Below are 13186 nucleotides of genomic sequence, written 5' to 3'. Positions count from 1 at the left end.
ATAAAGTATCACATAAGAAAAACAAAGTAAGTTTATTGGAATAATTGAATGCTTTCGAATGAGGTGCGTGCTTTGCGGTAAGCAAGGCTGCTGCTGTTCCTGAACTGGTCCAGAAGCGGAAAGGAAGTGTACGGATATGCATGTGGAAGTAAGAGGGTTAAACAAGCATTTCGGTAATTTTCATGCGGTAAAGGACGTATCTTTTGATATTCAGACGGGCCATCTTATTGGTTTGCTCGGTCCAAGCGGCGGGGGAAAAACCTCCATTCTTCGTATTTTGGCAGGGCTGGAGCAACCGGATGCAGGAGAGATTCACTTTCATGGAAAAAGGGTAAACGAGCTGGCACCACAGGAGCGTGGAATCGGATTTGTATTTCAAAACTATGCTTTGTTCAAGCATATGAGCGTGTACGACAATATTGCCTTTGGTTTGAAAGTGAAAAAAAGCTCCAAAGCCCGCATCAAGGAAAGGGTCACTGAGCTGGTTGAACTCACGGGGCTCAAAGGCTTTGAGCATCGTTATCCGCATCAATTGTCAGGTGGACAGCGACAACGGGTTGCTTTCGCGCGTGCTTTGGCACCGGAGCCTCAACTACTGCTGCTGGATGAACCATTTGCGGCTATTGACGCCAAGATTCGTCAGGAGTTGCGTACCTGGTTGCGAGAGTTGATTGAGAGGGTGGGTATTACCTCCATTTTCGTCACCCATGATCAGGATGAGGCGATTGAAGTAGCCGATGAAATTATGGTGATTAATCAAGGTCGACTGGAGCAGAAGGGAACGCCTTGGGATATCTATAAGAAACCGGGGACCCCGTTCGTGGCTTCTTTTATTGGGGAATCCACGGTGATTGAACAGGCGGGTAGTCTCAGAGGCTTCGAGGAAGCTGCCGGAGTAGGAACACGTGCCTTGATTCGTCCGGAGTACATTGATGTCGGACCTAGTGAGGAATTTGCGTTGCTGTCGGCGACCGAGGAAGGCATTGTGAAGCATTTACATTTTCGCGGGAGTGAATGGATGGTTGAAGTACAGGTCGGGGACCAGCGTCTCATGACATACCGTTCATTGGAGAAGTCTACGCTGGAACCTGGTCAGCAGGTGCGAGTGTTGGTGCATCGGGCCTATCTATATAATGAGGAGTCCAGCTGGATGGTGGAAAATCGCCTGAAGGAAGACCCGATGCCTATCATCATTTGAAAATAAAACGATCACATATAAGGGGGGTGTCTGGCCTGTTTTACGGCTTTGGACATGCTCCTTTTGTCGTTGGTCGCTGGGGTGATTTACGCAGACTTGATATGTTCGTTATAATAGTAGTAAAAACACCCAGATAGATAGGAGTTAAATCATGAATCGGCTTATTTTTCTTGGTACGGGGGATGCAATGGGGGTTCCGCGTGTGTATTGTGATTGTCTCGTGTGCACAGAGGCCCGCACGACAGGAACGAATGTAAGGTTGAGATCATCTGTGCTGATCAAAAGCGAGACAGAGGATTTTATGATTGATTGTGGCCCCGACTGGCGTAGACAGTTAGAATTGCGCAGCCTGCGTTTTATCCCTACGATCCTCGTGACACATGCACATTTTGATCATATTGGAGGATTGCCAGAATGGGCGGATGCCTGTCGCTGGACGGGGAACAGAGGGCGTTTGTACGCTCCACAGGAAGTGATTGACACGATCCTGCGTCAATTTTCCTGGCTCCCTGGAAACCTGGATCTTATTCCAGTAGATCAGGGAGTCCAACTTGGCGGATGGAACATCCGGGGATGGCGCGTGAATCACGGAAAGAACGGATATGCTTACGCTTATCGGTTGGAAAAAGACGGCTTCTCATGGGCCTACTGTTCAGATTCAATTGGACTGAATGAGGCAGAAATTTTGCCTTTACATAATCTGAATTTACTCGTGCTGGGGACGAGTTTTTACCATGAGGAAGCGGAGTATGCCACCCGCTCGGTATATGACATGCTGGAGGCTCAGGAGCTTGTAGGAAGACTGAAGCCTGGAAGCACGGTGTTTACACATATGTCCCATGATGTGGATATCACATACAACTACGGGCTGCTGGAAGGGATCAGCTTGGCACACACAGGCATGAGTTTGCCGTTAGAATAACGATTTACATCGTTCGACTAATGCGTAAAAGTGTGGAGAGCCCTTCTTTGATTTGCAGCTCATTGGCGTATGAATAGGACAGCCGTATATGCGTTTTACCCTCTGCACCGATGGGATCAAATACATTGCCTGGGACAAAGGAAACGGACTCTTGTATACTTTTGGCAAGCAGCTCATTAGGTTTTATCGTAGAAGGTAGCTGGAGCCACAGGTTGAGTCCTCCCGCCGGGCTGGTCCATGTCCAGCCGGAATCGCGGAGACTGGCTTCCATCGTTTCCTTACGAATCTGGAGTGCGATACATAGCTTTTTAATATGCTGCTGCATACGTGGGGATTGAAAATATTGTAAAAACAGCTTTTGGTTCAGCAGCGGCGATCCATTGTCCACTAGCGCTTTGACGCTCAGCAGACTGTCCATGAGCTGAGGTCGACAAGTCACAGCTGCGATTCGCAGACCGGGTGCGACATATTTGCTGTAGCTGCGAATATAGACGACACTTCCCGAGATATCATAGGAGAAAATCGGAGAAGGCGGTTTTTGCCCAAAGCTAATATCATAGGTGCTGTCATCCTCGACAATAAGACAGCCGTAGCGCTCGGCCAGTTCGGGCAGACGTTTGCGCTGCTCATCGGGGATGGTAAAGCCGGTCGGATTGTGAAATGTCGGATTTATATAGAAGAGACGCGGTTTTTCCGTTTTCAGGCACCATTCAATCTGATCCATATCATAACCTTCCGGCTGTATATCAGTTACAGTCAGGCGGGCGCCTTGTCTGCGGAATATTTCCATGGCCGGGCCATAGGCTGGACGTTCGATTAATACACGATCTCCTGTACGAATCAGAGAACGGGAAACCAAGTCAATGGCTTGCTGTGCGCCGGAGGTAATCAGTACTTCGTCCGTTGATACTGCGAAATGCTTATCTGTGCTAAAATGCTGTGCCATGGCATCACGAAGCTCAGCATCTCCTTGTACAGCAGAATAGGTAGCCGCGATTTTCGGATGCTTTTCAAACACCTGCATCATTAATTCTCTCCAATATCGGTTGGGTAGAAGAGAGGGATCAATCAGGGCCTTGGAAAATTGGAAGTCCGCGTTCATGGCATGAACCTGGGTGAGTCCATCCATCCCCCTCCAGACAGAAACAGACGGATCGTCTGCCGCGTAAGTGGATTCCGACTGGAAAAGCCGCTTTGTGGATGAACGTTCCGAATAGGCGGTATATGTTCTCAATCCTGCTGCATGGGAAGCATGAGCGTAATATCCCGATTTATCCTTTACATAGATACGCCCTTGTTGCTTTAACTCCTGATATGCCCGGAATACGGTTAACCGGTGCACACCCAATTCCTGAGCCAGACTTCGCACCGATGGCAATTTAGCGTCTGTTGGCCAGTCCCCGCGCTCCATCCGCACATTTATGTAATGGACGACCTGCTCATACAGCTTTAAGCTCGGATCTGTCGAGATATGTTCTGTTGAAAACAATAATTCGCTGTTATCCTTGCCCATGCTGTCCACGCTCCTTTGTGTGTATTGTACTATACAGCACTTCCAAAACGTATACAACTGTTCTGTGGTTGCCCATCTGTTCTGTCTGTCTCCTTGTATGCTTGTGAGTAACAGAAGGGAGAGAGAAGTGTCATGATTGGTATCGCCTTTACAGTTATGTGTCTTATTTTTGGTACTACATTTTTGGCTATCAAAGTGGGAGTGGAGGCCGGACTTCCGCCGTTCTTATCGGCAGGCGTACGTTTTATGACAGCAGGGGCAATCTTGTTTATTGCGATGAGGCTGTCAGGAAAGGTTCGATGGTCGTTATTATGGCGAAAGGAAATGCTGCTAATTGGGACGGGAACGACCTTCGGCACATTCTCAACACTGTATTGGGCGGAGCAATATGTCAGTTCGGGAATCGGTGCTATTTTGTCGGCCACCGGACCGATGATGATTGTGCTGATGCAGTCTGCAATACTGCGGCAAAAAACGACGAGAATTACGCTCATGGGCTGCATGATCAGCTTTCTTGGGGTCGTACTGGTGGTATTGCCCGGTTTGGCCGTTCAAATCAGCGGTCTGTGGCTGGCTGGTTGTATGGCCATTTTGCTGGGTGAGCTGTGCTATTCGGGAGGAGCTCTGTATTCCAAGCGAGTCATGGACGAGTTTCGTGATACGAACCCGATTGCCTTGAATGCAGCACAAATGTTTCATGGTGGTTGGATGCTGCTAGTACTGTCGGCTTTTACAGAGCCTTGGAATTCTGGGGGATGGAATCTGCTGCCTGCCATAGGCTCTCTATTTTATTTGATCGTGTTTGGTTCCATGATTGCGCAGACACTATTTTACTGGCTTATGGCGCGTACGAATCCATTGTTTCCGACCACATGGCTCTACATTTCACCACCGATTGCTGTAGGCCTGGGTGCTTTTTTGTATGGAGAACATGTAAGCTGGTGGATGCTGGCAGGAGTGCTGCTCATTGTGACCGGGTTGATGTGCATGAATAACGGAATTATCCGTCTGGTGAACAGACGTAAATTTCGCTCTGCTGCCTGATACTTTGAAGCGGTCAGTTATGATATGATCTGACAAAAAGAGCCTCCAAACTGCCGTATGTTAATGAACATGCGACGTTTGGAGGCTTTGTTGTTGAAATACTTTATATAAGTATTACGGAAATAGTCACTTTTTGTTTATTCAACATTAAGTACGAATTTGTCGATAGCGTGCTTAACACCGTCTTCATTATTGCTGCGAGTAATGTAATCAGCCAGCTTTTTCAAATCAGGAATCGCATTCTCCATCGCTATGCCAAGACCAGCACATTCCAGCATTTCATGGTCATTCCAAGAGTCGCCAATGGCAATGGTCTCCGACAGATCACAGCCAAAATGGTTTGCAAGGAAGGCAAGGGCGTGGCCTTTAGTGCCTTCATGATGCATAATTTCCAGGAAATGAGGTTTGGATTTTGTAATATGCACCTCGTTGCCAAGCAGTTCGCGCAGTTCGGGAATTAATTCATCCAACACTTCCGGCTCGTCAATGATCAGCAATTTAGGGGCCGGTTGCTCTATAACTTTACTGAACACAGGCTCTACAAAATATTCCGTGTTGTTCAGCTCGGTGTAATCTTTAATTTTCTGATTATCTTCACGTGTGTACAATTTGTCATCTATATATGTTTGCAGATGCAGATTGCGTTCCACGCAAAATTCGTACAGACGACGTGCAGCCACGAGTGGAACATAACGCTCATACAGCACGTTTTCGTCGAGCAGATTTTTAACCAAAGCTCCTTGGTACGTAATGATCGGTACATTCAACCCCGTCTGGCGTGCAATTTTGTGCGCGGAGGCATAAGCTCGTCCAGTAGCGAGAGTAACCACCACACCTTTAGCTACAGCAGCTTCCAATGCCTGTTGTGTCGCTGGAGTAACTTCTTTCTGGTCATTAATGAGAGTATCATCAATATCAATGGCAATTAATTTATACATATCGGTATCTCTCCTTTATCTCTATCATGGGGCAATATTAAAATTGTATCTTATAATATTCAAAATGACAATATTGCATTGAAAAAGGGACGACGCCCATAAGAGCCTGTCCCCTTATAACCACTGAAGTATTGGCTTGAAACCATGGGAAAAAGTAACGCTTAGTCTTCCAAAAATACAAGTCCAACAAAGTCGTCCAGCTCAATATTACCAAAGTAATGCTTCAAATCGAGAGAGGATAAGGCTTGACGGACCTCACCTTCATCATAACGCTTGCCGCGCAGGATATTTTCAATATCAGCGACATCACCTACACCGAAGAAATCCCCGTAGATTTTAATATCACGGATGTAGCCTTCCTTCAGATCCATGCGGATATCTATAATACCGACCGGGAATTTACGTGTGTGCTTGATATTGCTCTCAGGGGATAGACCGTAGTTCCAATCCCACGACTGATAGCGTTCTTTGGAAATTTCATGGATTTTAGCCCAATCCGCATCGGTGAGCTTATATTGAGGCACCTGATCCAATTCTGAGCCAAAGATGGACCGCAGCAGTTCCTCGCGAAATTGTTCTATGGTCATTTCACGGTCCATCAGTTCGCTGATGTTAGCCACGCGACTACGGACGGATTTTGTGCTTTTGGATTTGAATTTCTCGGGATTGGCGTGCAGCGATGCAGCCACATTGTCTAGATTCAAATTGAACATCAATGTACCATGGCTGAACATACGTCCACGTGTGGCAAATTGAGCGTTTCCTGAAATTTTACGTTCTCCGACTTGCAGATCGTTGCGTCCAGTCATTTCGGCTTTTACTCCCATTTGGCGGAGGGCGTCAATCACAGGTTGCGTAAATTTGAGGAAATTATGAAAGGACTCCCCGTTATCCTTGGTAATGAAACTGAAATTTAAATTACCGAGATCATGATATACAGCCCCGCCGCCGGACAGGCGACGAACGACTTGAATATTGTTGTCTCTCACAAACTCAGCATTGATTTCTTCAACGGTGTTTTGATGCTTGCCTATAATAATAGAAGGCTGATTAATGTAAAACAGCAGATAGCTGTCGTCCAGCGGTAGATGCTTGAGCGCGTATTCCTCAATAGCAAGATTAATAGCTGGATCGTGTATGCCCTGGTTGTCGATGAACAGCATGTCCATTCCTCCGTATATAAACTGTGTAATTTATGTGTGCCTCCCTCTATTGTAACCCAAGTGAGCCATGTACAAAAGCTCATTTGCATTGACGGGACGCAAAAAGCAGCCTCATAATGGATCTAAATGATTGGAAACGGCCGGAAAGGATGAGAGGCAATGATAGAGGTTTACGGTCATGGCGGGGACAGGGAGACGGCTGCCGCGACATTTGGTGGAGCTGCTGCGGATTTTGTGGATTTTAGTGCAAATATTAATCCGCTCGGTCCGCCACCGGAGGTGCTTGAGGCACTGCAAAGCTCATTGGACACGGTGATTCGCTATCCAGACCCTGGACACCGCCATTTTAAAAATATGCTGGCACGGCGGCTGCAGGTTCCACCCGAGTCGCTAAGCATCGGTAACGGCGCGGCTGAAAGCATGGCGCTCTTGCTATTAGGGCTGGCTCCCAAGCGTGTGGGTACAGTGGAGCCGTGTTTTTCGGAATATGCCGAGCTGGCTGGCAAATTCGGAGCCGAGATCCATCGGGTATACGGGAAGGCTTCGCTTCAATGGAAGGCAGACGTGGAGGACATCCTTCAGCTCATGGAGCAGGTAGATGTATTGTTCCTTGGGCAGCCGAATAATCCAAACGGTGTACAATATGGTGAGCAGGAGCTATATGAACTAGCAGAGGCGGCTGGCAGAACGGGTACCGTGTTGGTGGTGGATGAAGCCTTTATTGATTTTATCCCACTCGAACGGCAAATCTCATTATTGCCTGTGCTGGATCGCTATCCTCATGTGATTTTGCTCCGATCGATGACCAAATTTTATGCCATTCCTGGCTTACGATTGGGCTATGCGATTGCTCATCCGGACTATATCCGGCAAATGACGGCCAAACAGGTGACCTGGAGCGTTAATGGACTGGCGTTGCTGGCTGGAGAGGCGTGTTTGAGAAGTGGGCAAGCTTATGAGCGCCGCACACAGGAACTGATTGCTACGGAGCGCAGTCGCTTACTGACTGCCTTGGCGGAATGGGGCTGTGGTGTCGTTCCCGGCGAAGCCAATTACGTGCTAGCAAGGGCGCCGGGAACGTGGAGTGCATCGGCTATTCAGCAGGCGCTTGGACAACGCGGGATTCTTATACGTAGCTGTGCCATGTATCCTGGACTGTCAGCGAGCCATTTTCGAATTGCGGTTAAGGACGCCGAAGCCAACAATATGCTGCTGTCTGCACTGAGTGAAGTGCTGGAGGAGGAGCGGCGTGATAGTTAGTTTGGTTATCATGGCAGCCTATCTGCTGGACAGGCTAATCGGTGATCCGAGATGGTTGCCGCATCCAGTCATCGGGATGGGACATGCCATTTCAGCATTGGAAAAAGCGATTCGCCGTAAGGTCCTCAGTGACCGAGGACTGAAACGTGCGGGCATACTGCTTCCATTTATTGTGGCTGGGGGTTCCTTTGTGCTTGCCTGGGGGCTGTTGCGTGTGCTTGCCTGGATTCACCCGTGGTTGTCTGTCGTTGTAGAAATTGTTCTGATTGCAACTACGATTGCTTCCAAAGGTCTAAAGGACGCAGGGATGGCAGTATACCGAGCGTTGCAGGCGAATGACCTGACTGCGGCACGTCGGGAGCTAGGCATGATTGTCGGAAGGGATACGCAGCAGCTTGACGAGCCCGAAATTGTGCGCGGTACCGTCGAAACGGTCGCTGAAAATATCGTGGACGCCATTATTTCCCCGCTTTTTTATGCCCTGATCGGGGGAGCACCCTTGGCACTGGCATATCGTGCCGTAAACACGCTCGATTCAATGGTTGGCTACAAAAATGAAAAGTACCTGCATTTAGGCTGGGCCTCGGCACGGCTAGATGATGTAGCTAACTACATTCCGGCTCGCATGACAGCAGTTATGCTAGTGATAGCGTCGTGGTTGTATCGGCTGGATACTGCAAGAAGCTGGCGGACAATCAAGCGGGATGCCCGTCTGCATCCAAGCCCAAATAGCGGATTTCCCGAATCAGCGGTGGCAGGTGCCCTAGGGATTCGTCTCGGTGGCTATAATGTGTATCACGGCATACGCTCCTTTCGGGCATATATGGGCGAAGGGATACGACCGCTGGAGTCGAAGGATATCCGGCATACGATCCGGCTGATGTTCGCCGTATCCACTATGTTTGTAGGGTTATGTTTGATGGGAGCTGCAGGGTGTTTTGCCTTGGGATGGATGCAGTGAGGAGTGACACGATTTTGAAACAAGATACAGAAGGAAAAAGAGTGCGAGAAAGTGCACCAAGTCCGAACTCACAACAGGTTAGTAAGCCGAATGATGCTAAAGAAGATCTGCAGTGGGACATGGAGCTCGTGCTAGTTCGTCATGGCACGACCTTATGGAATAAGGAACGTCGATATCTGGGACATGCCGACTTGGGTTTACTGTCGGGAGCAGAGCAGGAGTTAAAGACTTTACAGAAAAAATTGCAGGGACATTCCTTTGCTCGAATCTATTGCAGCGACTTAATGCGATGTCGCCAGACCTTGCAGATCATTTTGCCGGAGTCAGCATTGACGTCTGAATGTTCCCTCTCTGCTAAGCCTCCTATCATGGAACCACGTCTGCGAGAACTTCACTTTGGTGAGTGGGATGGAAAAACGTATGACATGCTTAAGGATGTGGCGTTGTATCGCGCTTGGATTGATGAGCCGCAACAATTCACCCCACCTGGAGGAGAGCCTTGGATTCATTTTGTGAATCGTCTGCGTGAATTCCTCGACTCTTTGTTTGCGTGGCGCATTGCTTTGGAGGTTCAGCCAATGAAGTCGAATGCTACGCCGCCCTCTGTCTTGATTGTCACGCATGGTGGTGTAATTCGTCAGTTGGCTTGTATGCTTATGCCTGGCCATGATTTTTGGAGTCTGAATCCGAAGCCGGGAGAAGCGTTTATGATTCAGTTAAGGTTGACAGGACCGCACAATTGTATAGCAAGATTGCTTTCTCATTAGGTTAAACAAGGCGAATAAAGCGACTGTTTGGGTTGTAAGCTAACTCTTTTTAACCTATAATCATCAAGTAAAAGAACGGCTTGACTACCACTACATCAAATATCCAGCAGACGAGGTCGGCGCTATGTGAGGAACTTGCTTTCCTTTATTGCGTTGTTAAAAGGGAAGTCGGTGTGAGTCCGACACGGTCCCGCCACTGTAAATGGAAACATGCCTATTAGCCCTGTTACATGTGCCGCCAAGCATATGAAAGAATATCAGGGCTGCCTCTTCCATAAGTCAGGATACCTGCCCGTCCGCCTGTCACCATAATCCTTCGAGGAAAGGATGACGTGTTCGCAGTGACTGTCCATGCGGAAGGAAGCTGCCCGCCTGCGCACAATCTGTGCTAACGTGACCCCTGTGTCCTGAAATGAGGATGCGGGGGTTTTTGATAGGAAAAGAAGGCTGGAATGAGGAAATACGGATGATGTTCAAGTAACGCTCTTAACGATTTTTGTATGAAGGGGTGCAAATCATGGCAGGAAAGAAAATAAAGGTATGGACAACAGGTCTATTGGCGCTGATATTGGCAGTTGTACTGAGTGCATGTGGCGCGAATGGAAAAAATGTAGAAAATAAAGAGGGCCAAGCTTCTTCACAGCAGCCGGGACAGACTGTAACCGCACAAGAGCCTCCGGGCAAAACGGTTTACCCGCTAACGGTTAAGGATGCAACAGGACAGGAATTTACATTCAAAAAAGCACCGGACAAGATTGTTTCCGTCTCCCCGGCAGAAACTGAAGCGCTGTTCGCTATCGGACTGGATAAGGAAATTGTTGGTGTATCCGACTACTCTGATTACCCAGAGGCAGCTACGAAAAAGCCTAAAGTGGGCGGTATTATGAAACCGAACGAAGAGGCGATCATTGCTGCGAACCCGGAAGTTGTTTTTGCAGGAATTTCACTTAGTGAACAGGCTACGACTAAGCTGCGTGACATGGGGATTATGATTTTTAAAACAGAACCGAAAACAGTTGAAGATGTCATAGCTAACATCGAATTGTATGGGAAAATCACCGATCATCAGAAAGAAGCGAGAGCGGTGACTGACAAGATGAGAGCAGATGTAGCGGAAGTGAAAGAAGGAGTTAAAAATATCGGAAAAGGGCAGAAGCTACGGGTATACGTCGAATTTTCACCAGGCTGGACAGTGGGTAAGGGCGAATTTATGGATGAACTGATCACATTGGCGGGCGGCGAAAACGTGGGTGCCACGCAGAAGGGCTGGTACCAAATCAGTGAGGAAAATATTATAGCTGCCAACCCTGACGTGATTTTGTACAGCAAAAGTGTGAAGGATGATAAAACAGGCCAGACCCTCGGCGATATCATAAAAGCTCGCAGTGGATGGGATCAAATATCGGCTGTTCGTAACCATCGTGTATTTGCCGTGGATGATAATTTGATCAGTCGTCCGGGGCCACGCGTAACGGAAGGGCTCAAGGAAGTGGCTAAGGGCGTGTACCCTGAAATTTTCAAATGAACCGTAGACTGATCGGTTTTGGGGGGCCAGGTCTTGTCTTGCTGCTGCTGACGCTGCTACTCTGTCTTGGCATCGGCTCGGTCAGTCTTCCGGTCAGCCAGATCACAGGTATTTTGATCAACCACCTACCGTGGTTAGGTGATACGTTTACACCGGATTGGAATACATCCTCAGAGCAGATCATTTTGAAGGTCAGATTGCCACGGGTGTTACTGGGAATGTTGGTTGGAGCAGCGCTGGCGCTGGCGGGAGCCGGATTTCAGGGTGTGTTGCGTAATCCCTTGGCTGATCCGTATACCCTTGGGGTATCCTCGGGAGCTTCGGTCGGAGCAGCAGTACTGATTTATTGGGGGCTTCAATTTTCATTTGTGGGTATATGGACACTTCCGCTAGTTGCATTTATAACCGGCATGCTGACGCTGTGGATGGTGTTGACGTTGGCGCGTGAAGGTGGGAAAATTCCGACCCAAAGCCTCATTTTATCAGGTGTGGTGATGCAATTTTTTGGGGGAGCCATTGTTTCTTTTCTGGCAGCCATGTCGAAGGAAACAGTCAATGAAATATTGTACTGGACGCTGGGAAGTCTCAGTCTGCGCGGTTGGTCATATACGGGAATTCTTTTACCTTACGTGATCGTTGGGCTGGTGTTTCTATGGAACCGGGCACGGGTGCTGAATATTCTGGCTTTGGGAGAACGTCAAGCGGCTCATATGGGGGTTCATGTAGATGCGACGAAGCTATCTGTCCTAATCATATCTACCTTGCTGACAGCTGCCGCTGTCTCGGTATGTGGAGTCATTGGCTTTGTTGGACTTGTTGTGCCTCATATCATTCGTCTGATGGCAGGTCCCGATTACCGGATGATTGTTCCGTTATCTGCACTGGGTGGAGCTATTTTTATGGCTTGGGCAGATACGGCGGCTCGCACGTTGTTGGCCCCAACGGAAATTCCTCTGGGCGTTATGACGGCCTTTGTTGGGGCGCCGTTCTTCGCGTATCTCCTGTACCGGAACAAGAAGCTACGCAGGGGGGATCTGTTGTGACCAAACAAAGTGAATCACAGAAGGTGTATGATCGGGCGCTAGAGGTAGCAGGCCTGACCCGTGCTTATGGAGAGTTCCATGTGTTGAAGAATATTAGCTGGAACGTAGACGAAGGAGCTTGGTGGGGGATCATTGGTCCGAATGGGAGTGGAAAATCGACGTTGCTGCATCTGCTTTCTGGCGTAGATCAGCCGACTTCTGGAAGTGTTCATATCTATGGTAAAAAGGTCGGTAGCTACAGCAGAAAAGAGCTTTCCCAACTTGTAGCCGTACTCCAGCAGGAGGGAATTCCCCCAGTGGGATACACCGTCAGGGAAGTTATAGAAATGGGACGGTTTCCTCATCAGGACTGGCTAGGCAGGGAAAAGGGAGTTGATGTGGAGGCGATTACGGATCGGGTCCTAGCGCGATTGAGTCTTACTTCACTGGCCGACAGAACATTGGACCGCTTGAGTGGGGGACAGCGACAGCGTGTAGCATTAGCAAAGGTGATGGTACAGGAGCCACAGGTATTGCTGCTGGACGAACCTACGACCTATCTGGATTTGCGCTATCAGCTTGAATTTATGGAGTTGCTGGCAGAATGGCGCCAAGAAACGGGCGTGACAATCATTGCTGTCCTGCATGATCTTAATTTGGCGGCACAGTTTTGCGATAATTTGCTTGTACTTAAGGATGGAATGGTTGAAGGATTGGGTACTTCATCGGATTTGCTAACAGAGGACCGGATTCGTCGTGTATATGGTGTTGAGCCTGTGATGCTTCCGCATCCCGATAGCGGTGTGCCGCAGCTCTTGCTGCGCAGAAGCGCTGCGTCTACAGCAGACCAATAAGAGATTGGGAACATACTAA

At 48.6% G+C, this 13186-nt stretch carries 12 protein-coding genes and 1 riboswitch; of the genes, 9 read left to right on the top strand and 3 right to left on the bottom strand.

The genetic code is table 11. The features are described 5' to 3' along the window. The first annotated feature begins 136 nt into the window (after window positions 1-136). Both ACXHJ2_RS16290 and ACXHJ2_RS16285 read left to right on the top strand, forming a co-directional pair. Window positions 137-1198, top strand: a complete 1062-nt coding sequence (locus ACXHJ2_RS16290) for a sulfate/molybdate ABC transporter ATP-binding protein (RefSeq protein ID WP_013369979.1) — start codon at window positions 137-139, stop codon at window positions 1196-1198. 151 nt (window positions 1199-1349) lie between these two features. Continuing rightward, window positions 1350-2120, top strand: coding sequence for an MBL fold metallo-hydrolase (locus ACXHJ2_RS16285; RefSeq protein WP_025677791.1), 771 nt, complete (start codon window positions 1350-1352; stop codon window positions 2118-2120). 4 nt (window positions 2121-2124) lie between these two features. On the opposite strand, the gene ACXHJ2_RS16280 is transcribed toward ACXHJ2_RS16285, so the two are convergent. Then, complete coding sequence (locus tag ACXHJ2_RS16280; protein WP_165081339.1) at window positions 2125-3633, bottom strand: aminotransferase-like domain-containing protein; 1509 nt, start codon at window positions 3631-3633, stop codon at window positions 2125-2127. A gap of 132 nt (window positions 3634-3765) precedes the next feature. Here ACXHJ2_RS16280 and ACXHJ2_RS16275 point away from each other — a divergent pair, with 132 nt between their 5' ends. Further along, entirely contained in the window at window positions 3766-4677 is a 912-nt protein-coding gene (locus tag ACXHJ2_RS16275; RefSeq protein WP_165081341.1) for a DMT family transporter, read from the top strand. A 137-nt stretch (window positions 4678-4814) separates the two neighbouring features. Here the strand turns inward: ACXHJ2_RS16275 and ACXHJ2_RS16270 are convergent, their stop codons facing one another. After that, window positions 4815-5615: a Cof-type HAD-IIB family hydrolase gene (locus ACXHJ2_RS16270; protein ID WP_013369983.1), complete on the bottom strand. Its 801-nt coding sequence runs from the start codon at window positions 5613-5615 to the stop codon at window positions 4815-4817. 161 nt (window positions 5616-5776) lie between these two features. Then, window positions 5777-6778 (bottom strand): lipoate--protein ligase, encoded by a 1002-nt coding sequence (locus ACXHJ2_RS16265; RefSeq protein WP_165081343.1) that lies wholly within the window; start codon window positions 6776-6778, stop codon window positions 5777-5779. 159 nt (window positions 6779-6937) lie between these two features. Here ACXHJ2_RS16265 and cobD point away from each other — a divergent pair, with 159 nt between their 5' ends. The 6 genes from cobD to ACXHJ2_RS16235 all read left to right on the top strand — a co-directional run bounded on the left by cobD (window position 6938) and on the right by ACXHJ2_RS16235 (window position 13167). Continuing rightward, window positions 6938-8038 (top strand): threonine-phosphate decarboxylase CobD, encoded by a 1101-nt coding sequence (cobD, locus tag ACXHJ2_RS16260; protein ID WP_165081345.1) that lies wholly within the window; start codon window positions 6938-6940, stop codon window positions 8036-8038. Next, the gene (gene cbiB / locus ACXHJ2_RS16255) at window positions 8028-8999 is read left to right on the top strand and encodes an adenosylcobinamide-phosphate synthase CbiB (protein WP_058829190.1); all 972 of its coding nucleotides are present in this window, start codon (window positions 8028-8030) and stop codon (window positions 8997-8999) included. The genes cobD and cbiB overlap by 11 nt, the downstream gene beginning before the upstream one ends. Before the next feature lie 14 nt (window positions 9000-9013). Further along, the gene (locus ACXHJ2_RS16250; protein WP_165081347.1) at window positions 9014-9766 is read left to right on the top strand and encodes a histidine phosphatase family protein; all 753 of its coding nucleotides are present in this window, start codon (window positions 9014-9016) and stop codon (window positions 9764-9766) included. Between the two features lie 96 nt (window positions 9767-9862). Further along, a riboswitch (cobalamin riboswitch) is annotated at window positions 9863-10076 on the top strand. 207 nt (window positions 10077-10283) lie between these two features. Beyond that, complete coding sequence (locus ACXHJ2_RS16245) at window positions 10284-11291, top strand: ABC transporter substrate-binding protein (protein WP_165081349.1); 1008 nt, start codon at window positions 10284-10286, stop codon at window positions 11289-11291. Further along, window positions 11288-12334 carry a FecCD family ABC transporter permease gene (locus tag ACXHJ2_RS16240; protein ID WP_165081351.1) on the top strand — a complete coding sequence of 349 codons (1047 nt, stop codon included), beginning with the start codon at window positions 11288-11290 and terminating at the stop codon, window positions 12332-12334. Before ACXHJ2_RS16245 ends, ACXHJ2_RS16240 begins: the two co-directional genes overlap by 4 nt. Further along, on the top strand, window positions 12331-13167 hold the full coding sequence (locus ACXHJ2_RS16235) for an ABC transporter ATP-binding protein (RefSeq protein WP_058829193.1): 837 nt from the start codon (window positions 12331-12333) through the stop codon (window positions 13165-13167). The genes ACXHJ2_RS16240 and ACXHJ2_RS16235 overlap by 4 nt, the downstream gene beginning before the upstream one ends. Window positions 13168-13186 lie beyond the last annotated feature (19 nt).

The organism is Paenibacillus sp. ALE3, from assembly GCF_054113405.1.
The sequence above is the reverse complement of the archived record's forward strand: the minus strand, read 5'-3'. Positions and strand labels throughout refer to the sequence as shown.

Bases quoted from the DNA above. Each gene is read 5' to 3' on its own strand.
- ACXHJ2_RS16290 (WP_013369979.1), top strand. From the start codon at position 137: ATGCATGTGGAAGTAAGAGGGTTAAACAAGCATTTCGGTAATTTTCAT.
- ACXHJ2_RS16285 (WP_025677791.1), top strand. From the start codon at position 1,350: ATGAATCGGCTTATTTTTCTTGGTACGGGGGATGCAATGGGGGTTCCG.
- ACXHJ2_RS16280 (WP_165081339.1), bottom strand. From the start codon at position 3,633: ATGGGCAAGGATAACAGCGAATTATTGTTTTCAACAGAACATATCTCG.
- ACXHJ2_RS16275 (WP_165081341.1), top strand. From the start codon at position 3,766: ATGATTGGTATCGCCTTTACAGTTATGTGTCTTATTTTTGGTACTACA.
- ACXHJ2_RS16270 (WP_013369983.1), bottom strand. From the start codon at position 5,615: ATGTATAAATTAATTGCCATTGATATTGATGATACTCTCATTAATGAC.
- ACXHJ2_RS16265 (WP_165081343.1), bottom strand. From the start codon at position 6,778: ATGCTGTTCATCGACAACCAGGGCATACACGATCCAGCTATTAATCTT.
- cobD (WP_165081345.1), top strand. From the start codon at position 6,938: ATGATAGAGGTTTACGGTCATGGCGGGGACAGGGAGACGGCTGCCGCG.
- ACXHJ2_RS16245 (WP_165081349.1), top strand. From the start codon at position 10,284: ATGGCAGGAAAGAAAATAAAGGTATGGACAACAGGTCTATTGGCGCTG.
- ACXHJ2_RS16240 (WP_165081351.1), top strand. From the start codon at position 11,288: ATGAACCGTAGACTGATCGGTTTTGGGGGGCCAGGTCTTGTCTTGCTG.